Here is a 21,983-nt window from a genome sequence, read left to right on the forward strand (position 1 = left end):
AATATTCATATTTATAATGGCACGATCCTTAAACTTTATTTCTAATACAGCGAAAATCCTAGTAAGGACCTAACTTTTAGCATAAAAAATAAGCTTCTTAAGAGAAGATGGCCCGATCTATGACATAATTAGGATTTAAATATACGAAAAATCAAATGCTTTTGGAATTTAACATTCTATACTAAAAAAGTCTTTATATTTATGGAATTGTAGTCGTTTATACGGGTGCAAATGGTCATAAAATAACCGCAAAATGACAGAAGAGCTTAAGTAAAATTATTCAGTTAGGGGAGAGGAATTAGATGATTAATGTAGACAAGTAGGTACATGGAATTATTTTTGTAAGAATTTTCCGATAATTAAGAGCGGATGTGTTATAATCTTATATAACACAGTGGCAGGGTGGGAGTGGTTACTTCCTTTTGAGAGGGGGGATCACTGTTGATTACGATTTACCAGGCGTTATCTTTAATGATTATGTTTGGATCACTAATTCTAACAGTGATTTCGGTAGTTGTTACCATTAGTAAGAAGAAATAACCCACCCTGCTGGCCAAAGTTTCGGGTAGGTTATCTAGCTTAAAACGGGCCACTGCCGAGCTTGCGCTAAACTGTGTTAGGAACTGTGGTTGGGTGCCACTGTTCCTTTTTCATTAAATGGCATTTTTGCCCTCACTTTTTTATTATATTGTACTTAATTCATTATATACAAAAAAATTTTTATATTCAAATGAACAGGAATATTGTAATCTTATTTTAAAAAATCTGTGAGGAAACAGCCATGAAATTGATTATTCAAGAAGATATAAAAAATGTAAATTGGGAAGACATGCAAAAGGTTTATTTGTCTGTAGGGTGGGTAAAGCATTCACCTGATGTTATAGAAAAAATATTTATGAATAGCAATGTAGCAGTTATCGTGAAATCCGAGGAACAAATTGTAGGCTTTGGAAGAGCAATTACAGACGGAGTCTTCAATGCGGCTATTTATGACGTAGTGGTACATAAAGACTTTCAAGGAAAGGGAATTGCAAAACAAATTCTTACTGCATTATTAAAAAAGCTTGAGGGTATTTCCTGTATTCATTTAATTTCCACGACTGGAAACGAACTGTTTTACCGTAAAATGGGCTTCAAACACTTGAAAACAGGAATGGCCATTTATACTAATCCAGCTCTTGATCAAGAGTATTTAGAGTAATGGGGATAAATGTGTATACTTCTGAATATATTGACATAGGTAAATGGATGGGAATGCATAGGGGCTAAGCATCCCCTTAATTCCCATTATTTTCTTCTGATTTCTAGCAACCTGCCATTTGAATATTTGATTTTTACTGTCTCACCAATGGTGTAATTTAAAAAGGTATTGCAATCCATCACTAATATTTTCCCGTTATCAAATTCCATGGCACATGATTCTGTTTTGGAATCGGTTGGAATGGATAGCTTTTTCTTTGTTTTACTTCCCGTCATTTTTTCTCCTGGTTTGGATGAATAATATTTTTCCGTGATTCTTACCTTTTCAAATGTTTGGATTGGATGATAGATAACTAAAGTTAACAGACAAATAATTAATGCTGCTAATAGCATGCATTTTATCCATATTTTCTTCATTTTGCTCACCTTTTTCGAACTATTCAATGTTTAGAGTGCGACTTTAAGACTCTCAAAATACTAATTTAATATTTTCTATTAACTCAAATGTATGGGGCAAAACTAGTAATTATGATTTTATTTACTCAATTTATGGAATTGTGCTTTAAGAAAAGAATTTTAGGAGAGATCACATTTCATTGTTTTAATAAATCTGTTTATTTTTTGAAACTTTTTCCTTCTTTGGAAAGTCTAATATAATGAAAAGTTTAAAAATCGACTATTTATTATATTCACTACATATGTAGGAGTGACATAAATTTTGAAGAAATCGCAGTGCGTAGGAGGGTTTCATGAATAAGAGGGTCTTGCTCTATACATTTATCGTCAGTTTCGTTCTTGTCTTACTATCTCCATTTTTATTTCCAGTGAAAGTGACCAGCTTTAGTGAATTAAAGGCACTAAGATTCGGTTTTCCATATCCATTTATCGAACAAACAAGTAATATTGTTCCTGCAAGGGAGGACTTTCCAATTACCTTAACAATGCTAAATCCTTTGAAAAATGTTACCCAAATACTCCTTGGAAATTTGGCTTTATCCGTTTTCAATGTGATGGTATTGTATTTGGCATGCTGGTATCTCATTAAGCGAATCGTAATGAGGAAGAAACGGGTTGTCGGGAGAAATATGAACAGTTGAGGAAGCTGGAGGGGCAAACTTTTTTATTTTGTCCCTGTAATACAAATAAAAAACTGTTGAAAATGAATGATTTTCCATATATCATTAAATAAACTGAATAGTCATTTTATAGATTATGGTTGATTGAGTTATCTGAAGATTCGACAATATCGTATTATCTCGAACATTATGTTAAAAGGTTATACTTCCATTACAAATAATGCATTGGATTCGGGGGAAAAAGGATGCCACCTATAGTTTCAGAGGAGTATAAAGTCAATAAAAAGAAAGCTATATTAGAAAGTGCATTAAAATGTTTTGCACAGAAGGGGTTCGAATTAGCGACTATTGATGATATATGCGCTCTTTCCGGAATGAGTAAAGGATCGATTTATAATTATTTCAAGACTAAAGATGATATATACATACAGCTTATGAATGAACAGACAAAAGCAAACTTTGAATTTTTTCAGGAAAAATTCAAATCGATCACATCTGCAGCTGGAAAGCTTCAAATACTTTTCGAAACCTATAGGGAAATATCTTTGACAGAGGAATTCAAAAATTTAATTCTTGTCCATGGAGAGTTTTGGCTATCCTCTTCCCGCAAAGAGGATGTTAGGAGCATAATGCTCGAAAGATACCAGAATATCTATAAGAATTTTGTCATGACTATTTTAGAAGAGGGAAAAGAAAACGGAGAATTTAAAACGGATATTGATTCATCTGTGATTGCGGCATTGTTTTGGACAATCATTGATGGGATTTGTCTAGATTATGCGGTTATAGGTGATGAATATCCTTATTGCAAGGTGTTTCACAAAACGGAGGAAATGATTTTTTCATTAATTTCACGATGATCCTTAATCAAAGCAAGTGAAAGCAGGTGGCAATGGTGAGTACCAATAGCATGCATACACATTTAAAACACATTCACGAATTAAAAAGAAAGAGATCTATTCAAAAGGTGCAGGAAGCCATTGAGTTATTGACAGACCAAAAGGAGAAGATAAACTTTAACAGTATTTCAAAGGCATCTGGCGTCAGTAAAGCTACACTTTATAAAAACCCTGAAATTCGAGCTTTAATTGAGAAATTAAGGAAGCAAAATCCAACTGTACCAACACTTTTGCAAATAAGACGTGAAAAAGAAGAAAAATTTAAAGGGATAATGATTTCGGCATTAAAGAAAAAAATCAAGATTCTAGAAGAAGAAAATAATGAACTGCGGGAAGAATTAAATCAAGCATATAAATGCCTTGAGAAATATCGCAATTCCGCATCATAACACATCTTTAACTTTTAAAGGAGCCTTTTTGGAAGGCTCCTTTATTAATTGATGTTACTTAAGACGACTTCCAAAAAGGGTTATCAATGCTTTTACAATTAATACAATTGAGAAAAGAATAACAATAATTGCGCCAACTACCATTAATACAGTAGCAAGAGTTGCAGGTATGATAGATGTTGATACAAGTGTTGGAAGGATTATTAAGGCAAATCCGGATAGAATCGCGTAGAAATACTGAAGATTCATCTTTTCCACCTCCTTGTAGCAATATATGTACAATCTATATCATTAGTGAAAAAAATCCGCATTTCAATAGTTCCATCATCCCACTGCATACAATTTACGTTGCAGGTAAAGCTAATACAGAAGAAAAAATATCATTCAAAGTGGGGGAATACTATTGAAAAAAATTGCTGTTATTTTTTTATCTATAGTATTGATTATCATGTCTGCAGCCTGCAGTAACACTAAACGCAACACAGGCAGTGATAAGGACGGTAAAAATACACTATACCAAAATATTGATAAAAAAGGTGTAATAACTATTGGCACGGAGGGGACATATGCTCCTTTTACGTTTCACGATAGTACCGGAAAACTAACAGGTTTTGATATTGATATTGCCAATGAAGTGGCGAAAAGACTTCATTTAAAACCAAAGTATATTGAAACAAAATGGGATGGAATGATTGCTGGCTTAGATGCTAAGCGTTATGACATGGTGGCAAATGAAGTAGCAGTCAGACCGGATCGATTAAAAAAATATGATATGTCTAGTCCATATATCGTCTCTAAGGCAGTTTTAGTCGTTCGTAAGGATAATAACGACATTAAATCCTTGGATGATTTAAAAGGAAAAAAAGTAGGACAATCACTTGACAGTAATTATCGCAAGATTGCGGAGGATCACGGAGCAACTAATACAGTGGTAGATGGCTTTAACCAAGCGATTGATCTTATTACATCAAAGAGAATAGATGCAACGATTAATGATAGCTTATCCTATTTGGATTTGAAGAAGCGTCGTCCTGATTTGCCTATCAAACAAGTGTATGAAGAAAAGGAAGCGACCAGCAATGCTTTTCTCTTCCGAAAAGGAAATAAAGATCTTGTCGATGCTGTAAACAAAGCGCTTTCCGAAATGAAAAAGGATGGTACTTACTTGAATATTTCAAAAAAGTGGTTCGGCACCGATGTTTCAAAGTAAAGGATTGAAGAGACTATGCTTACAAACGGCCGTACAGAACAAATTATAGGAATCCTTCAAGATTCCTTTTTTCCATTATTAAAAGCAGGACTCTATTTTACCATTCCATTAACATTGATCACATTTGTATTAGGTTTAATTTTAGCCTTTTTCACTGCATTGGCAAGAATATCGGACATACGAGTATTAGGGTTTATTGCCCGATTTTATGTATGGATTTTTCGTGGTACACCTTTGATTGTTCAATTATTTATATTGTTTTATGGATTACCCAGTCTCGGAATTACATTGAATCCCTTTCCTGCTGCAATCATTGGATTTACCTTAAATGTTGGTGCATATGCATCTGAAATATTTCGAGCGTCCATATTATCCATTTCAAAAGGTCAGTGGGAGGCTGCATATTCCGTTGGAATGTCCAAATCTCAGGCGATGAAAAGGATTATTCTGCCGCAAGCAATGCGCGTATCTGTTCCACCATTAGGCAATTCCTTTATTAGTTTAGTAAAGGATACTTCATTAGCGGCAACCATTACTGTAACAGAGATGTTCCAAAAAGGGCAGCAAATTGCAGCTGCGACATATGAGCCGTTATGGCTATATATTGAAGTAGCTTTTATTTATTTAATATTTAGCACTGTGCTATCATATTTACAATCAGTGCTTGAAAAACGTTATGACCGCAGCATAGCTAAATAATGGGGGAACAGAAATGATTAAGATTGAAAAGCTTTATAAGAGGTTTGGTGAACTGGAAGTTTTAAAAGGAATTGATTTAGCCCTTGAAAAAGGAAAAACAGCCGTGATTATCGGTCCTTCAGGCTCTGGAAAAACAACATTATTAAGGTGTTTAAATTTGCTAGAGATACCGGATAACGGAAAAATTACATTGGGAAAAATCGCGACGGAATTCACCCCTCAAACCAAAAGGAAAAGTCGGGAAATTATGGCATTTCGAAAACAAACGGGAATGGTCTTTCAAAGCTATAATTTATTTCCGCATTTAACCGCACTTGAAAATATCATGGAAGGACAAGTAGTGGTTCTCAAAAGGTCAAAGGGGGAAGCACGAAAGAAAGCCATGACTTTATTGGAAAAAGTCGGATTAGGCGATCGTGGCGACATGTATCCGCATCAGCTTTCTGGTGGACAACAACAACGAATTGGCATTGCTCGGGCTATGGCTATGGATCCAGAGGTACTGTTGTTCGATGAGCCAACGTCTGCACTTGATCCGGAGCTTGTAGGAGAGGTTTTAAAGGTTATGAAGGATCTAGCAAATGAAGGAATGACCATGGTCATTGTGACACATGAAATGAAATTTGCCCAAGACGTTGCGGATCAGGTTATATTCATGGACCAAGGTATTGTTATGGAAAAAGGTACTCCTGATGAGGTTTTCGAAAAATCAACTAACCAGAGATTAATGCAGTTTTTAAATAAAGTGAGCGTCCGATAATTTTTATATAAGGGAAGGTGATCTATATGAATAAGAACATGCATTCAAAAGGAAATAAAAAGGAAAACAATGAGAACACGACAGAAGTAAAAGAGCGTATGCCTGCTGAACCACTGCCACAACCAAAAGATTATGATGAAATCGAATATTAGTATTGATAATGAATAAAACCTTGAATCTTTCAAAAGCTAAGAAAAGCTTTGATAAGTTTGTGTTGTAAACACAATAAAGCTTCTTTGGGAATTCACGAACTCCAGTGCGTCTTAGAAAATTATTTTGAAAGGTAAGGGTTTGTTATGTCTAATCAAAAGCTCATCAATTTTTTGAATCAGGAACTATCGAATTTTAATGTAATGTACGTGAAATTACATCGCTACCATTGGTTTGTACAAGGAAGGCATTTCTATTCTTTACATGTATTATTTGAGAATTTATATAATGAAATGGCTGCTGATTTGGATGAGGTTGCAGAAAGAATATTATCCATAGGCGGAAAGCCATTAGCTACCATGAGCAAGTATTTAGAGGAAACAACGCTTGTGGAGGCCAGTGCCGATGATAAGGAAAATGAAATTATTTCACAGTTAATAAAGGATTATCGGCAAATGGTGGATGAAATTAAAAATACCGGTGTGAAGCTAGCAGAAGAGGTGAATGATAATCCAACCGTTGATTTACTAAATGAGCTTCAGGGGAAATTTGAAAAGCATTTATGGATGCTTGGTGCACTAATAGCGTATGAATGAAAAAGTAAAGGGATCCTTTGATCGAAGAGGACAGGGGATCCGTTATCTGTGAAAAATGGTGCTTTCTAGGGTTAAACGGACACACATTCCGTTATCTTGATAAAATACAGCTATTTTCTAACGAATTACAAGGAATAACGGAACATGTGTCCTCCAAAAACTGAAGTCCCACTGAAAACTTATGTATTCCTCTTGTTTTTTTTCAAAAAGCGAAGCAACATAATACCTAAAACAATATAAATAACAACCATTATACTCAAAATGGGAATCCATATATTACTCATAGTCTGCAACTCCTTAATCTATACTTTCTATATTTTAGTATTCTTTACTGCAAGTGAAAAGTGTTTTGCTTTGAGAGGGAAATAATTAAATTGAGACTGCCTTTAAAGCATTTTCCAGTATTGCTAAAGCAAGCGGATGATTTTCCATCACAAATGGTACTTGGTCAGGTTCAATCCAAATTCGTGCAATGGACTCATGCTCTCGTAAAAAAGAAAGACACTCGGTAATATCCATGCGGTAAAATAACTGATAGCCGATAATAGGATACTTTCCATTTACATCAAAAAGCGTATTTTCTGTATGATTTACCTCCAGTGCCCCTAAATACTGTATGTTTCCTTTCACATATCCTTCTTCATATGCTTCACGATGAAAAGTCTCCTCAGGTGTTTCATTTACTTCTATATGTCCACCAGGCATATTAAAGCCGCGATTTTTAATATGAACAAGCATGATTTTTCCATCGAGAAAACAATAACCATGAACGCTTGTAACCAATTCTATTTTAGCCTGATAATTTGGAATCCATGTTAATTTAATACACTGACCATCCCAATTTACATAAGCATGATTCATTGAATTTCCCTCCATATTTTAAGGAATGATATAGGTGACCCTATAAATAATATTCTTGACTTAAAAAGCAATCCCTGTGAAAATCCCAATTAAATATGACAATCCTACAACAATTTAACAGGCAGAAAGGAAGATGTAAATGACTAATATTCGACCAGCATTCATGGATAGTCCATATTTTGTTGATGAACCCGGCAATTGGCATCTAAAGCCGGGAGCACCAGAAGAGCTCCAGAATGAACTAAGAGAGTATTTACAAGCACTAGAAGATGAAATGGTGCCTGGCGCGATATATGGAATCCATATTTCCTATCCATACGATGAATAAAAATATAGCTGTATGTTTAGTTTGGTAATTTCTCATTTCAGTATTTCGACCCTGCAAAAAGCGAAGAAGGAAAAAGGTATTCTGGAAGGCTTTATTGAACATATACATCATTTTCTCTACTGTGAAAAGGCCCGAAAACAAACGAAGAAAATGGATAATTGGTCTAGAAGAAGTGGGGGGAATTTGAGTGAATGTTACCTCAGAATCCATCTATGAACTAACTGATTTACGTGGCTTGGCAGGAAAAGTGCTTCTATTTGTTTCGATTACAATTAAATAAAGTTAAGTTAACAGCATTATTTTTCTAACGAGTATCCTGAACATTATGTAAAGGGATGCTCGTTTTTTAATTAGATTATCTAGCTAGAAGATATTCCTGATGATACCATACTCCTTTCAACTTTTTTCATCGAAGTATTCTAAACAGTATCATTTTTTGACATGATTTAAGGCTATTATAAACTCATCAAATGAAAAAACAAATCGTTTGATTAATTTTAAAAAAAAGGCAGGTTTTGAAGATGACAAATTATACCCTAGAAGAAAAAGACAGCTTTACTGTTTTAGGTATCGGAACAGAGCTTAAAAGACATTATACAGACTTTGCAGGTATAAACAAGGAAAAGGCAGACTTTTGGTCGGCTGTGAAACAAGATGGAACGCTTGATACTTTAAAAGCTATAGCCACCAATGACTATATTTTTGCCGTAAACGAAGCAGTGAATAACAAGATGATGCATTATGCCGGCGTCATGACAAAGAAGTCGGTACCAGAAGCAACGAGAGTCATTCCATTTCCTAAAGGAGAATACTTAGTTGTGAAAGGGGAAGGGAAAACATCTGATGAGTTGAGTAATAAGCTTGCTAGTATTGCCTTTAGTGAAGTATTGCCTGAAGTAAAGGATTTTGCCTATGTAGGCGGGCCAAATACTACGGTGGAAATGGGGCAGCGAAACGGCTTAATATTTGGTGAAATGTGGATTCCTGTTGTTAAAAAATAAAGAAGTAGGATCGAGAAATCTATCCGCTTTTCAATATTAAAATAGATGAAAAAAGGTACAGTAAAGTCTCATTTTATAGAATAGCTTTTCAAAAAATCAGAAGAGTTGTAAGAACAGATAATATTTTCATTAAAATTAAAGGTAGGGATTAGAAATGGAAAATAAAAGGAAAATTATTGCTTACTGGATAGTCACATCACTACTTGTATTTGCTATTATGTTAAGTGGTATTGGGCAACTCATGCACTATGGGGGAAACGTCGAATTAGTGACTAATATTGGTTATCCATTATACATTTTGACCATTCTTGGGATATGGAAAATGCTTGGAGCTATTGCACTAGTTGTCCCAGGTTTTCCTCGTCTTAAAGAATGGGTTCACGCTGGTATTTTCTTTTTAATGACTGGCGCGGCTTTATCTCATGTGTTTGCTAACGATTATGGTAATTACGGGTTTAATGTTATTCTTCCTCTATCTTATGCTGCACTAAATATCGCTTCATGGGTAATGAGACCACAAAGCAGAATCTTAGGGAGTCTGTTTGACAATACTGAAAAACGTGCAAAAAAACAAAGTTTAGCATTCAAATAGATCCATCATTTAAGTGTAATATTGGAAGATACAAGAAGAATTTCATTAATATTCCTATTAATTGCACTATATGGAATAAATAATAATTTATAGTTGGAAACCTCAACAATAGAGCGCTATCAAGTAAAAGGATAAGCGCTCATTTTTCATAATCGCTGTTTTCATATAGATGGTCGTTTTCGTATTTTGTTATATATATCCTATTATAGTCATAGCTCGGGGCATCTTTTCTTAAGAAAGTTATCCATTCTTATCCCATGCTCATGACTTTATTAAGATTTTTGTCTGAAAAAGCAACAAAGTTTAAGAAAAGAGCTTTCATAATAACTTCATTTTGTGATATTAAGATTTTGTATTTAATAAAGCAGTTAAAGAAGGATTTTAATTTTAAATAAAGAATTTATAGAGGTTAACCACATGAACGGTGAAATTTATATGAGGAAGTGTTTACAATGAATCTAAATGAGTATAAATGGGTCAGCGAGACTCGAAAAGTAATGCTAGACTTTTGCAGCGACCTAAATCCAGATGACTTTATTCGCATAAATGGGTTTGGCTGGCAAAGTATAAGAGAAACACTGGTTCATATTGCTGATTGTTACATTGCTTGGCTTGGCTCGTTTGTGTTATTAAAAACGAAAAAACCAATAACATCAAAGGAAGACTTGAAAGAATTTGGTTTAGACGAAATCAAAGAACGCTTTGAACTAGTAGATGCATATGTAAAGGAAGTATTTCAAGCATTCTCACAACAAATGGATAAGCCAATCGAGAGGGCAATCCCTTGGAGAGAAGGTGGGGAAGTGATATCTATGACACCAATGAAATTAATCATGCATACGATTACTCACGAATTCCACCATAAAGGACAGATTATGTCTATGGCACGTATGATGGATTATGTGCCACCAAATACAGATGTATTAGGAACGGAAGATTAGAACGGATCCCACTGTTTCACCGAATGAAAAAACACTTGTGCAGATCGCAATTTCCTATCCTACCCATCTTGAACAAAGAAAGTAGTATAATAAAAGGAATAACTTTATGAATAATGATTGGGAGGCATTTAATTTGAGTATTTATTCGCATTCTGCTCGGTTAATCAATGGGGAAGAGAAAAGTATGTCTGATTACAAAGGAAAGGTTATATTAATTGTAAATACCGCCAGCAAGTGTGGATTTACAAAGCAATTCGCAGAGTTACAGCAGCTATTTGAAAAATACTCTGAAAGAGGATTTATGATATTAGGGTTTCCATGTAATCAATTTGGGAATCAAGATCCTGGAAGCAATGAAGAAATTGCAGAATTCTGTTCCTTACAATATGATGTTTCCTTTCCAATGTTCGAAAAAATCGATGTAAATGGGGAAAATGCCCATCCAATTTTTCAATATTTAAAATCTCATGCTTCAGGTTTGTTAGGTACTAAAAATATCAAATGGAATTTTACAAAGTTTTTGATTAATCGCGATGGAGAGGTCGTTGGCAGATATGCACCAAATATGAGTCCAATAAAAATGGAAAAGGATATTGAATCGTATTTGGCTTAGAAGTACCTAAGTATTACGAATTGTGTTTCTATTTATCTATTAGGATTATAATGTTATGATAGAAAACGTTGTATGATTATAGACTAATAGAGGAAGATGAATATGACATTAACACAAAAAATCGCTTTCTTAGGTGCAGGTCCTATGGCTGAAGCCATAATTTCAGGATTAATTAATACGGAAATCATCCCAGCACATCATATATATGTCCAAAATCAGCATAATAAATCAAGGCTGATGGAGTTAAATAAAAAGTATCATATTCATATTGACCCTGTTGATATAGGAAATATGGATATTATTGTATTGGCAATGCAACCGAAGCATATTAAGGAGGCATTAGACTCCATAAAAAGTAAACTATCGGAAAAACAAATAGTTATATCTGTTGTTACAAGTGTAACAACTATGTTTATGGAGAACTACCTTAACAAAAAAACCCAGCTTATTAGAGTTATGCCGAATACCTCTAGTATGGTGGGAGAATCTGCAACTGCATTATCTTCGGGAAAATATACTTCTAAGGAATCTATTGCTTTGGCTACGGAAATCTTTAGAGGGATCGGTGAAGTATATCAAATAGAAGAAAAACATATGGATCTTTTTACTGGTATTGCAGGAAGTGCGCCTGCATACTTTTATGCGTTGATGGAAGAAATGGAGAAATTTTCGATTCAAAGCGGACTACCTAAAACAATGGTGCGCTCCATTATTGCTCAAACCGTTTTGGGTTCTGCAAAAATGGCGCTAGCGCAGGAAGAATCGTTTACAGAGCTTATCCAAAATGTTGCAGCGCCAAATGGACCAACTGCAAAAGGCTTACAAGCTCTACAAATTTATGGAGGCAATAAGGCTATAGTCGAGGCTGTAAAAGCAACTACTGAAAGATCAAAAGAAATGGGCAGTCCTTTCGCAGAGGATAGTATGTTGAAATTGAAATAATTCTGCTATTCGTTCATTAATCCCCGAATTTGAGGTGGATGCCGCTATATAGAAGATAATTCCACCAAAATCGAGGATTATTCCACCAATATCGAGGATTATTCCATCAATATCCAGGATTATTCCGCCAATATCTAGGATTATTCCGCCAATATCGAGGATAATTCCGCCAATATCCAGGATAATTCCGCCAATATCCAGGATTATTCCGCCAATATCAAGGATAATTCCGCCTATATCAAGGATAATTCCGCCAATATCCAGGATTATTCCGGCAATATCAAGGATAATTCCGCCAATATCGAGGATAATTCCGCAAATATCCAGGATAATCCCGCCAAATAAAAAAGTTGTGATGCAAACGTCATCACAACTTTTTTAATGAAAAACTGTTTCAAACAATAGAAAGATATTCAACACTACAACCAAACCTGCTACAATCCAGCCGATTATAGTGGTTATCCGATGATTGACCAAAGCCCCCATGATTTTTTTATTACTTGTAAAAATAATCAATGGAATAAGGGCAAAGGCAATACCAAACGAAAGTATTACTTGGCTTATTACTAAGGCACTTGTTGGATTAATTCCAATAATTATGATGAGCAGAGGCGGTATCATCGTAATGGCTCTACGCAAGTAAAGATTAATATGCCTATTGATAAAACCTTGCATTACAACATCGCCTGACATAGTTCCTACGGATGAACTTGAAAGTCCAGCAATGAGAAGTCCAAGACCAAAGGAAATGGATGCAACTGGACCTACATAATGACGAAACTGGTCATAAGCAACTTGCAAATCCTCCACTACTAATCCGTGTTTGTGAAAGAGAGCAGCTGATACGACAAGCATACTCATATTAATGGCACCTGCGATAATCATAGCGATAATTATATCGAAAAATTCAAATTTAAAAATTTGTTTTTTCTCTCTGTCATTTTTCCCAACAATACGATTTTGTGTTAGGGAAGAATGAAGATAAATTGCATGAGGCATAACAGTTGCTCCCAAAATACCAGCGGCCAACAATATACTGTCTACGCCCTGAAACTTCGGTATAAATAATCCTTGTGTCATCGCCCCAACGTCTGGTTTAGCTAAAAAGGTCTGTAAAGCAAATGCGAGTACAACCATTAGAACCATAGCGGCAATCCCTGCTTCCAAGGATCGGTAGCCTCTGCGCTGAAGCTCCAAAATGGCAAATGAACCAGCTGCCGTAATGAATGCTGCAGGTATCATTGGAATATTAAACAATAGGTAAAGTCCCAATGCCGCACCAATAAATTCAGCTAAATCAGTAGCAATAATGACAAGCTCACTTTGAATCCATAAGAATATGGATACTCTTTTTGGAAGTCTTTCGCGTGCAATTTCCGGAAGATTTTTCTGTGTTGCTATACCTAATTTTGCCGAAAGTGATTGTATGAGAACTGCCATTAAATTCGATACGGCAATCACCCAAAGTAAAAGATAACCGTATTTTGATCCGGCCGTAATATTCGTAGCGAAGTTACCCGGATCGATATAAGCAACTGCCGCAATAAAGGCAGGTCCTAAAAAAGGCAATATTCTTTTAATTCCTGATACTTCACCTCGTAGCACTGCTCTTGCTTTTGAAGTGGTATTATTTGTTTTTGGTATATATTTACGTGGTAATGTTTTATCGCTCAATTTTTGTTTCCTCCCTACTTAAAAGTGAACCTTTAACAAAAAAGTTTCCTTAGGGAAAGATTAGGTATATTTACATTGTATTCATGGAATTCAAAAATGTAAACTATTTTTACTTGTTTTTTAGATATAAAGTTTATAAGGTTTTGTAGAGGTTTGTTTCATTTCTTTTCTTAATTAAATCATGCCCAATTTGAGGCAAGTTCACTTGAACCTGATATTATTTTTATTTTTTGGAAAAGTGCTATACTTAAGGTATTTAGAAAGCAATTATACTTTTCAAAAAGAGGTGAGACGATGGAAAAAACGAATAAAACTGGGGTTACCTTTAATGTTCAGCCCTTTACAATTGAAAGAGGAAAAATAAAGGAATTTGCATTGGCGATTGGTGATAAAAATGAGATCTACTATGATGTGAAATCAGCAAGAGAGCAGGGCTTTCGTGATATTCCTATTCCGCCTACTTTTCCGACAGTAATAGAGATGTGGAGTGGCTTAAGTTTTGAAACATTAATAAAAGAACTAGAGCTAGATCCCTTGAAGGTGTTACATGGGGAACAGGAATATGAATATTTGGAGGATATTTGCGCCGGAGATGAAATTAGCTGTGTGGCAAAAGTCATTTCCCATACAGAAAAAAGAAGAATGAATTTCATCACCATTGAGAACCGGTTTTTCCGTAATGACAATCTTGTATTAATAGCACGATCCAATATTATTGAAAGATAAGGGAGTGTGGAAAATGAGCGAATTAGAAACGGTTCAAAAAGATAGGATTACCCATACTCAGCTCGTACGTTATGCTGGTGCTTCCGGAGATTTCAACCCAATACATACAGTCGTACCAATTGGAGAAAAAGCAGGCTTAGGTGGTGTTATAGCACATGGAATGTTAGTAATGGGAATGGCGGGCGAAGCATTGACAACATGGTTTCCAAGACAACATGTAAGAAACTTTAAAGTTCGTTTCTCCGCTATGACTAGACCAGGAGAAAAGCTGACGATTGTAGGAACCATTGAAGAGGAAAAAATGGTGAATGAGGAAGAGCGTCTTACTGGAAAAATATTTGTAAAAAATGAAGATGGTGAGGTAAAACTCAAAGGACGATTTGAAGTTATAAAGCCTTAATTATTAATTAGATATCTCCTTTGAGAAACTGGCTCTGTACAATATTTTTGACTTTGATTTCAAAAGAATAGTATCATTTTTATGCATGAGTATGGTTTCATAAGGCTGTTTTCGTAAAGATTGTTGTTTTTCGTACATTGTTCATAATCCTAATATTTTCTAAGCTCGGGGCATTATTCTTAAGAATGCTATTCTTTCGTTTCCGAGAGTTAGGTCATTTCAGGATTTTCGTTTGAAATGCGACAAAGTTTAAGAGAAGAGCCTTACATAAAGGAGAGAAAGTTCAAATGGATCAAAGAGATTTTCGTAATGCGATGGGTAATTTTGCAACTGGTATTACCGTTGTTACAACAGAAATGGATGGCAAGATAGAAGGTATGACAGTCAATGCATTTATGTCTGTGTCACTAGACCCAATGCTTGTAGTAGTTTCTGTCGATAAGCAAGCCCCTATGTATGATATCCTCCAGCAAACAAAAAAGTACGCAGTAAGCATATTGAGGGAGGACCAGGAAGACCTGTCGATGATATTTGCCGATCAAATTCCAGGAAAAGATGTGGTGGAATTTGACCGGCTCGATGGTCAGCCAGTTCTAACAAATGCAATAACAACAGTTGCATGCGAGGTTCAAGATATGGTAAAAGCAGGCGATCATATGCTATTTATCGGTAAAGTAACAGACATTTCTATACAGGAAGGGAATCCTCTTCTTTATTTCGGAGGAAAATATCATCATGTAAAGAACATCGATTAGGATGTTCTTTTTTAATATGAAATACAAGAACATCCGTTCTTCCTCCTTGAGACGGAGATAAAATCAAGCAAAAATAGGAGGATTTTGTTACTTAATCCTATATAATAGTTATAAGGTTTAAAATATACTGAATTTTTGGACCTTGATTACAATTGCAGGGGGTATTTTATGCTTAGTCAATCAGTAGTTCAAGATGTGCTCAACGAGGCCTTATCAACTGGCGGAGATTTTTCGGAAATATTTGTGGAGGATAGGTATTCCAATTCTATTTATTTGCAATCAGGCAGAATCGAAAAAAGCATATCTGGACGCGATTACGGAGTTGGAATTCGTGTTTTTAAAGGCTTGCAGAGTGTATACGCCTATACAACTGATTTCTCCAAGGATGGATTATTGAAGGCAGCAAGGAATGCAGCGCAAGCAATTAAAGGCGATGTACATATTTTGGCTAATCCATTAGAAAAAGCTACGTATCCTATAGTGAATCCGATTATTCAGTATCCATCAGAAGTAGAGAAATCAAGAAAAGTAGATGTAATGAAAAAAGCATATGAAATCGCGAAAAACTATCACTCTAGCATTTCACAAGTAACTGTCCGTTATTTAGATGAGGAACAAAATGTTCTCATTGCGAATTCAGAAGGGAAATTTGTTCGTGATAAACGAGTAAGAGGCAGACTTGCAATTCAATCAATTGCAGCACGCGGGAATCAAATGGAATCTGGCTTTTATGGACCCGGAGCATCTCAAGGCTTTGAGTTTTATGAGAATTTAAATTTAGATCATTATGCTGGCGAGGCATCAAGAATAGCGGTTACAATGCTGGATGCTGCTCCATGCCCAAGTGGAAAATTCCCGGTCATAATTGATAATGAATTTGGAGGAGTCATTTTCCATGAAGCATGCGGCCATGGGTTAGAGGCTGCGGCTGTTGCTAAGGATAATTCTGTATTTGCGAACAGGATTGGGGAAAAGGTAGCTTCGGACATCGTAACGTATATTGATGATGGAACTCTAGCAAATGAATGGGGCTCCATTAATATTGATGATGAAGGAGAATTGGCTAGAAAAAATGTATTAATCGAAAATGGAATTCTGAAAGGTTATTTGATTGATAAATTCAATGCCAGAAGAATGGGTATGGAATCGACTGGATCAGGAAGAAGGGAATCCTTCCGCTTTGCACCTACTTCCAGAATGACAAATACCTTTATTGCTCCTGGAAAATCGACTCCGGATGAAATTATTGCGAATACGGAGCATGGAATTTATGCGAAATATATGGGCGGAGGACAAGTAAGCCCTGCAACCGGAGATTACAATTTTGCCATAATGGAAGCATATGAGGTCAAAAACGGAAAGCTTGGGAAAGCACTTAAAGGAGCTACTTTGATCGGTAATGGACCAAAAACATTGCAGTTGGTTGACATGGTTGGAAATGAACTTGCACATGGGGCAGGAATGTGCGGTGCATCCAGCGGAAGCATTCCAGTTAACGTAGGACAGCCGATGGTTCGTGTTAGTGAAATCACAGTTGGCGGAAGCAAGGGGGAGTAATAGGATGAATCTACAGGATTTTCAAGCAAAGCTTTTTGATGAGGCGAAACAAGCTGGATTTACAGATGTAGAAGTCTATTTCGAAAAAACCGAGGTTTTTGGCTGTCAAATCTTTAAGGGAGAAATTGACGAATACGAAATTGCGGAAGAAGGCGGTATATCCTTCCGTGGTCTTTATCAAGAAAAAATGGGGTATTCATATGCTGAAAAAATTTCAGAGGACTCTATTCCCTTTCTAATATACAGTGCAAAAGAAAACTCCCTCGTTATGGAGGATGATGAAACAGAAGAAATATTTGCAGGGAGTGACTCCTATGAAGAGGCAAATTTCTTTTCAACAGAATTAGATGAAGTATCTATCCCTGAAAAAATTCAATTAATCAAAGATATCGAAAAGGAAATATTGCAATACGATCCGCGTATTACAGCTACAGATACCTGCAATCTAAAAAGTATGAGTACAACCCGTGCAATATCCAATAGTAAAGGACTTTTCCTGCAGGATAAACAAAATTATTTGTTTTTTATGATCAATGCTATTGCAAAGGATGGGGAAGAAACCAAAACGGCTTATAAATTTTTCACAACGAAAGATTTTAAATCCTTGGATCCTAAGCAAATTGCAAAGGAAGCAGCGGAAGAATCCTTGTCCTTCTTAGGAGCAAAGTCCATCGAGAATAAAGATTACCCGATATTACTGAGAAATGATGCTGCGGCTCAATTGCTTGCTACTTTTTCACCTGTTTTTTCAGCAGAGAATACTCAAGCTGGGAAATCATTATTACACAATAAACTGGGAGAAAAAATCGCGAATACAAATGTGTCGATTGTTGATAACCCATTATTAGAGACGGGATTAGCTAGCAGAACTTTTGATGGGGAAGGTGTTGCAACTAAAAAATTGGCGGTAGTAGAAGATGGTGTTCTTAAATCATTGCTTCATAACCAAAAGACGGCAAAGAAGGATGGAACAGTGACAACTGGCCATGCTTCTAAGGAATCGTACAAGAGCGCTTTAGCTGTCGGCCCATCCAATTTTTATATTCAGCCATCGGCCAAAAGTTTTGAAGAACTTTTGAGTACGATAGAGGAGGGTGTGCTAATTACGGAATTATCCGGTTTGCATTCTGGAACGAATCAAATTTCAGGAGATTTTTCTGTTGCCGCAAATGGGTATTATATAAAAAATGGAAAAGTAGAAACACCAGTCAATTTAATGACCATCGCAGGTAATTTTTATGATTTACTGAATAATATTGAAGAGGTCGGAGCTGATTTAATGTTCCCGTTTTATCATGTCGGCTCTCCAACTGTAAAAATTAACTCCTTATCTGTCACGGTAGAATAAAAAAAATACCAAGGTGGTGTCAGACACTACCTTGGTATTTTTTTAAACTTTTAATTATTCAGGCTCTTTTCTTAAACTTTGTTGCTTTTCAGACAAAAATCTTAATAAAATCATGTTCATGGATTATGAATGAATAACATTCTTAAGAAAAGATGCCCCTAGCTACGACTATATTAGGATATATATAACAATATACGAAAAACAAGAATCTATACGAAAACAACGATTATTTATAAATAATTAATGTTTGCCCAATACTAATATTATTAGATTTTAAATAGTTATTTTTCTTAATATCGTTTATCGAAACCTTATACTTTTTTGATATTTTAGATAAAGAATCGCCTTTTACAACCTTATATTTAATTGTTTTAGTGGTTATACTATTGATTTTTACAGTTGCCGGTATTTTCACTGTCGTTTTATAGTTTACTTTAAGGATTTGACCAGTGCGAATATTACTTGTTTTTAATTTATTATCTTTCATCAGTTGTGTCGTAGTTATGTGATACTTTTTTGCAATTTTTGATAATGTATCACCGCGTGCCACTTTATATTTGACTGTTTTTACGATGGTTTTTGTTATCGTTTTTGGTGTAGCAGGCTTTACAGATGTCTGTGTTTGATTGGCGGACTGGTTCTTTTGTGTAGTTGACGGTGTATTACTGTTCACAGGATTTTGACTAGAGGCACCTTGTGGTACTGTTCCTGTTTTTTGATCTAAAACGTTGCGAAAATAATCCCACATTGCTGGATCTTCCTGATTTAAACTCCAGCTTCCTGTACCTTTAAGGTTATACTTATGGACCAACTGTATTTTCCTCGTAATTGATTCCTGATTATCATACCAAAGAATGTAGTTACCCGCTGTTAATTCCACACCGCCAACCTTCATTGTCTTATCTGTAGGTTTTATGGTGAATGTAACCCTTGGTGCTTGTTCCATTGGATCAAATTCAACTTTACCATTATACTGCGCAATCATTCCATTAATTAACTTATGCGAAACCCCAGTACCTTTAATACTTCCCCTATCTGTACTCCATACCCTTCCGTAGAAAGGGATTCCTAAAACAATCTTATCAGGGGATACTCCTTCTTTTAATGCATATTGAATAGATTTTTCCACCCATGACAAACCAGCTACCGGTCCATCTGTTGGATCTCCATCCCAGTTTTCATCATATGCCATTATCATTAGATAATCACTGTTCAATGATAGGTTCTTATAATCGTACATACCCTGCCAACCCTTAGTCCAACCACCTGGATTGGCTGCTACTGCAACCGATACTTCTTTATCAGGCATTTGTTTTTTTAATTTTATAATGAAATCTGTGAAATTAGAGCGATCTTCCTCTGTTAAACCTTCAATATCGACATCAATACCATCTAAATGATATTGACTGATTTTGTCGGCAATTTGCTTTACCAATTGCTGTCGATTAGTAAGTGCTGCTCGGCCAAGGCTTTTATCCCAATTATTGCTTATATAAGGAACGACTTTTAAACCTTGACGATGCATTTCATCTATAAACGATTGGTCATATTTTGCAGTAACAACAAGATTACCCTTTGGATCTATTTCAAAATAATTAGGAGCAACGACATTAAGTGAGCCTTTGGTAGCTGCTACTTGTGTAAAATAAGAGCTTTTTGTTCCAACGAACAAATAGGACATATTAAACTTTGAAGTGTTAGCGGAAGCTTTAATCGAAAAGGCCTCCATTAAAGTTGCGGAAAAAATAGTTGTAGAGATTACTATGCTTGCAAAGGAATTACGCAATCGAGATTTATTCATTTAAGACTCCTCTCATATTACTATTATGTTACAAAATTATTATAGTAAGATTTCGAGTATATGAGAATGAGATAAATTATGGTAATAAAACTTTTTTAAAAGCTATTATTATAAAAAACTAGTTCATTTCAGCATGCATACACTAGAAAAAACATATTAAAATGAAGCGAGAGGGAATCTATTCTCTCTGAAAAATTGACCCCAAAAAATAATTTTGATAAAATTTTAAGGTTAGAGAAATATAGTTATTGTTTTTAGGAGGAATATTAAATGCATACAAGCGTTTCCACCGACCGTTCTATCAGTAAAAAATGGATCGGCTTATTTTTGTTTGCTGTCATTTTTGCAATTGGATTGTATTGGGCTAAATGGAATCCGTATTATCATAAAGCACTGCTAGCTTCAAAGGAGCATAACATTGGATCCTCTCTTTTAGAAGGAATGCAAAATGGAAGCTTTACGGAGGTCATTCATTCAGCGTGGAATTATTCCATCACATATTTTTTAGCAATATGGAAAGCGTTATTAGTTGCTACGGTTGCCGCATCCCTTATGCAGGTTCTAGTGCCGCGTGAGTGGTTAAACCGTGTGCTTGGAAAAACTGGATTTCTCGGAACTGTCAGTGGGGGATTATTGTCATTGCCGTCTATGATGTGTACATGTTGTGCTGCACCGGTTGTCTCCGGCTTACGAAAATGTTCCAGCTCTGTTGGCTCAGCAATTGCCTTCTGGTTTGGAAATACAGCGTTGAATCCAGCTGTTCTCATCTTCATGGCTTTCGTATTAGGGTGGAAATTTACGATTTTAAGGTTAATACTTGGTGTTATTCTTGTATTTGGTGTTAGCTATTTAGCTAATCGTATCAATAAAGACAACCTAACGGACCCTGGCATATTAGAAAAATTGAATTCGAATGAGACAAGTAAAAATAAACCTTTACTCGTTCGTTGGATAGTGGCTTTTAGTAAAATACTCGTTACGATTTTGCCATTATATATAGTATCCGTATTTGTTATGGGACTAATTATTTCTTGGCTATACCCAATTCTAAACAGTCATGGGATGGACTCTTTCTGGCTAATTATTGCATTTGCCATTATTGGGACTTTATTTGTCATTCCTACTGCTGCAGAAATTGCCATTATTCAGGCAGTACTATCTGTAGGAATTGGACATGGACCAGCAGCGGCATTATTAATAACATTACCGGTTATCAGTGTTCCCTCCATTATTATGGTAAGAAAGGCGTTTTCAAAAAGAACCCTTGCATTTCTAGCGGTAAGTGTTATGGTGCTCGGGATTGTCGCTGGCTGCATAGGATCAATCCTATTTTAATAGTAAGGATCATGTATTCATGCATGGTCCTTTTCTGTATGTATAGATAGTTTTTTCATCAATTAAAGGATTTTTCATAGTTGCTATCGAATTATAATTCGATTAATAAGAAGGAGTGGTGGAAGTGAAG

The 21,983-nt window shown here is 35.5% G+C and carries 27 protein-coding genes; 22 read left to right on the top strand and 5 right to left on the bottom strand.

Going from position 1 to position 21,983, the window contains the following annotated elements; all coding sequences use genetic code 11:
* The first annotated feature begins 441 nt into the window (after positions 1 to 441).
* Positions 442 to 540: a putative holin-like toxin gene (locus KHA87_RS22125; RefSeq protein ID WP_249310156.1), complete on the top strand. Its 99-nt coding sequence runs from the start codon at positions 442 to 444 to the stop codon at positions 538 to 540.
* Between the two features lie 241 nt (positions 541 to 781).
* A complete protein-coding gene (locus KHA87_RS06620; protein WP_213093297.1) occupies positions 782 to 1,201 on the top strand; it encodes a GNAT family N-acetyltransferase in 420 nt (139 codons plus the stop codon).
* A gap of 86 nt (positions 1,202 to 1,287) precedes the next feature.
* Here KHA87_RS06620 and KHA87_RS06625 read toward each other — a convergent pair whose 3' ends face one another.
* A complete protein-coding gene (locus KHA87_RS06625; RefSeq protein WP_213093298.1) occupies positions 1,288 to 1,617 on the bottom strand; it encodes a hypothetical protein in 330 nt (109 codons plus the stop codon).
* A gap of 332 nt (positions 1,618 to 1,949) precedes the next feature.
* Here KHA87_RS06625 and KHA87_RS06630 point away from each other — a divergent pair, with 332 nt between their 5' ends.
* The 3 genes from KHA87_RS06630 to KHA87_RS06640 all read left to right on the top strand — a co-directional run bounded on the left by KHA87_RS06630 (position 1,950) and on the right by KHA87_RS06640 (position 3,564).
* A complete protein-coding gene (locus KHA87_RS06630; RefSeq protein WP_213093299.1) occupies positions 1,950 to 2,297 on the top strand; it encodes a hypothetical protein in 348 nt (115 codons plus the stop codon).
* Between the two features lie 224 nt (positions 2,298 to 2,521).
* Complete coding sequence (locus KHA87_RS06635; protein ID WP_213093300.1) at positions 2,522 to 3,136, top strand: TetR/AcrR family transcriptional regulator; 615 nt, start codon at positions 2,522 to 2,524, stop codon at positions 3,134 to 3,136.
* A gap of 35 nt (positions 3,137 to 3,171) precedes the next feature.
* The gene (locus KHA87_RS06640; protein ID WP_349305557.1) at positions 3,172 to 3,564 is read left to right on the top strand and encodes a DUF6262 family protein; all 393 of its coding nucleotides are present in this window, start codon (positions 3,172 to 3,174) and stop codon (positions 3,562 to 3,564) included.
* A gap of 54 nt (positions 3,565 to 3,618) precedes the next feature.
* On the opposite strand, the gene KHA87_RS06645 is transcribed toward KHA87_RS06640, so the two are convergent.
* Positions 3,619 to 3,813, bottom strand: coding sequence for a hypothetical protein (locus KHA87_RS06645; protein ID WP_213093301.1), 195 nt, complete (start codon positions 3,811 to 3,813; stop codon positions 3,619 to 3,621).
* Positions 3,814 to 3,967: 154 nt separating this feature from the next.
* Between KHA87_RS06645 and KHA87_RS06650 the strand changes: the two genes are divergently transcribed.
* The 5 genes from KHA87_RS06650 (at position 3,968) to KHA87_RS06665 (ending at position 6,979) form a co-directional block, all read left to right on the top strand.
* Positions 3,968 to 4,774 carry an amino acid ABC transporter substrate-binding protein gene (locus tag KHA87_RS06650; RefSeq protein ID WP_249310158.1) on the top strand — a complete coding sequence of 269 codons (807 nt, stop codon included), beginning with the start codon at positions 3,968 to 3,970 and terminating at the stop codon, positions 4,772 to 4,774.
* 15 nt (positions 4,775 to 4,789) lie between these two features.
* A complete protein-coding gene (locus KHA87_RS06655) occupies positions 4,790 to 5,473 on the top strand; it encodes an amino acid ABC transporter permease (protein ID WP_213093302.1) in 684 nt (227 codons plus the stop codon).
* A gap of 13 nt (positions 5,474 to 5,486) precedes the next feature.
* Positions 5,487 to 6,233 (top strand): amino acid ABC transporter ATP-binding protein, encoded by a 747-nt coding sequence (locus KHA87_RS06660; protein WP_213093303.1) that lies wholly within the window; start codon positions 5,487 to 5,489, stop codon positions 6,231 to 6,233.
* Between the two features lie 26 nt (positions 6,234 to 6,259).
* On the top strand, positions 6,260 to 6,385 hold the full coding sequence (locus KHA87_RS22380; RefSeq protein WP_283249419.1) for a hypothetical protein: 126 nt from the start codon (positions 6,260 to 6,262) through the stop codon (positions 6,383 to 6,385).
* A 144-nt stretch (positions 6,386 to 6,529) separates the two neighbouring features.
* Entirely contained in the window at positions 6,530 to 6,979 is a 450-nt protein-coding gene (locus KHA87_RS06665) for a Dps family protein (protein ID WP_213093304.1), read from the top strand.
* A 369-nt stretch (positions 6,980 to 7,348) separates the two neighbouring features.
* Here KHA87_RS06665 and KHA87_RS06670 read toward each other — a convergent pair whose 3' ends face one another.
* Positions 7,349 to 7,840 (bottom strand): NUDIX hydrolase, encoded by a 492-nt coding sequence (locus tag KHA87_RS06670; protein WP_213093305.1) that lies wholly within the window; start codon positions 7,838 to 7,840, stop codon positions 7,349 to 7,351.
* Between the two features lie 139 nt (positions 7,841 to 7,979).
* Between KHA87_RS06670 and KHA87_RS06675 the strand changes: the two genes are divergently transcribed.
* The 6 genes from KHA87_RS06675 to proC all read left to right on the top strand — a co-directional run bounded on the left by KHA87_RS06675 (position 7,980) and on the right by proC (position 12,257).
* The gene (locus tag KHA87_RS06675; protein WP_213093306.1) at positions 7,980 to 8,168 is read left to right on the top strand and encodes a hypothetical protein; all 189 of its coding nucleotides are present in this window, start codon (positions 7,980 to 7,982) and stop codon (positions 8,166 to 8,168) included.
* A 521-nt stretch (positions 8,169 to 8,689) separates the two neighbouring features.
* Positions 8,690 to 9,169: a GyrI-like domain-containing protein gene (locus KHA87_RS06680; RefSeq protein ID WP_213093307.1), complete on the top strand. Its 480-nt coding sequence runs from the start codon at positions 8,690 to 8,692 to the stop codon at positions 9,167 to 9,169.
* A gap of 154 nt (positions 9,170 to 9,323) precedes the next feature.
* Positions 9,324 to 9,761, top strand: a complete 438-nt coding sequence (locus KHA87_RS06685; protein WP_213093308.1) for a DoxX family protein — start codon at positions 9,324 to 9,326, stop codon at positions 9,759 to 9,761.
* Positions 9,762 to 10,213: 452 nt separating this feature from the next.
* On the top strand, positions 10,214 to 10,702 hold the full coding sequence (locus tag KHA87_RS06690) for a DinB family protein (protein WP_213093309.1): 489 nt from the start codon (positions 10,214 to 10,216) through the stop codon (positions 10,700 to 10,702).
* A 133-nt stretch (positions 10,703 to 10,835) separates the two neighbouring features.
* Complete coding sequence (locus KHA87_RS06695; protein WP_213093310.1) at positions 10,836 to 11,315, top strand: glutathione peroxidase; 480 nt, start codon at positions 10,836 to 10,838, stop codon at positions 11,313 to 11,315.
* A 102-nt stretch (positions 11,316 to 11,417) separates the two neighbouring features.
* Positions 11,418 to 12,257, top strand: a complete 840-nt coding sequence (gene proC / locus KHA87_RS06700; protein ID WP_213093311.1) for a pyrroline-5-carboxylate reductase — start codon at positions 11,418 to 11,420, stop codon at positions 12,255 to 12,257.
* A 378-nt stretch (positions 12,258 to 12,635) separates the two neighbouring features.
* On the opposite strand, the gene KHA87_RS06705 is transcribed toward proC, so the two are convergent.
* Positions 12,636 to 13,901, bottom strand: a complete 1,266-nt coding sequence (locus KHA87_RS06705; protein ID WP_349305579.1) for an Nramp family divalent metal transporter — start codon at positions 13,899 to 13,901, stop codon at positions 12,636 to 12,638.
* Positions 13,902 to 14,225: 324 nt separating this feature from the next.
* Between KHA87_RS06705 and KHA87_RS06710 the strand changes: the two genes are divergently transcribed.
* The 5 genes from KHA87_RS06710 (at position 14,226) to KHA87_RS06730 (ending at position 18,717) form a co-directional block, all read left to right on the top strand.
* A complete protein-coding gene (locus KHA87_RS06710; protein ID WP_213093313.1) occupies positions 14,226 to 14,657 on the top strand; it encodes an FAS1-like dehydratase domain-containing protein in 432 nt (143 codons plus the stop codon).
* Positions 14,658 to 14,670: 13 nt separating this feature from the next.
* Complete coding sequence (locus tag KHA87_RS06715; protein ID WP_213093314.1) at positions 14,671 to 15,057, top strand: MaoC/PaaZ C-terminal domain-containing protein; 387 nt, start codon at positions 14,671 to 14,673, stop codon at positions 15,055 to 15,057.
* A 287-nt stretch (positions 15,058 to 15,344) separates the two neighbouring features.
* Positions 15,345 to 15,812 (top strand): flavin reductase family protein, encoded by a 468-nt coding sequence (locus KHA87_RS06720; protein WP_213093315.1) that lies wholly within the window; start codon positions 15,345 to 15,347, stop codon positions 15,810 to 15,812.
* Positions 15,813 to 15,980: 168 nt separating this feature from the next.
* A complete protein-coding gene (locus KHA87_RS06725) occupies positions 15,981 to 17,369 on the top strand; it encodes a TldD/PmbA family protein (protein WP_213093316.1) in 1,389 nt (462 codons plus the stop codon).
* Between the two features lie 4 nt (positions 17,370 to 17,373).
* The gene (locus tag KHA87_RS06730; RefSeq protein ID WP_213093317.1) at positions 17,374 to 18,717 is read left to right on the top strand and encodes a TldD/PmbA family protein; all 1,344 of its coding nucleotides are present in this window, start codon (positions 17,374 to 17,376) and stop codon (positions 18,715 to 18,717) included.
* A gap of 226 nt (positions 18,718 to 18,943) precedes the next feature.
* On the opposite strand, the gene KHA87_RS06735 is transcribed toward KHA87_RS06730, so the two are convergent.
* Positions 18,944 to 20,518: a glycosyl hydrolase family 18 protein gene (locus KHA87_RS06735; RefSeq protein WP_213093318.1), complete on the bottom strand. Its 1,575-nt coding sequence runs from the start codon at positions 20,516 to 20,518 to the stop codon at positions 18,944 to 18,946.
* 270 nt (positions 20,519 to 20,788) lie between these two features.
* On the opposite strand from KHA87_RS06735, the gene KHA87_RS06740 reads away from it, so the two are divergent.
* Positions 20,789 to 21,853 (top strand): permease, encoded by a 1,065-nt coding sequence (locus tag KHA87_RS06740; RefSeq protein WP_213093319.1) that lies wholly within the window; start codon positions 20,789 to 20,791, stop codon positions 21,851 to 21,853.
* The last annotated feature ends 130 nt before the right edge of the window (positions 21,854 to 21,983 follow it).

Origin of the sequence: Bacillus sp. FJAT-49736 (genome assembly GCF_018343615.1) — a bacterium.
Lineage (GTDB): Bacteria > Bacillota > Bacilli > Bacillales > Bacillaceae_C > Margalitia.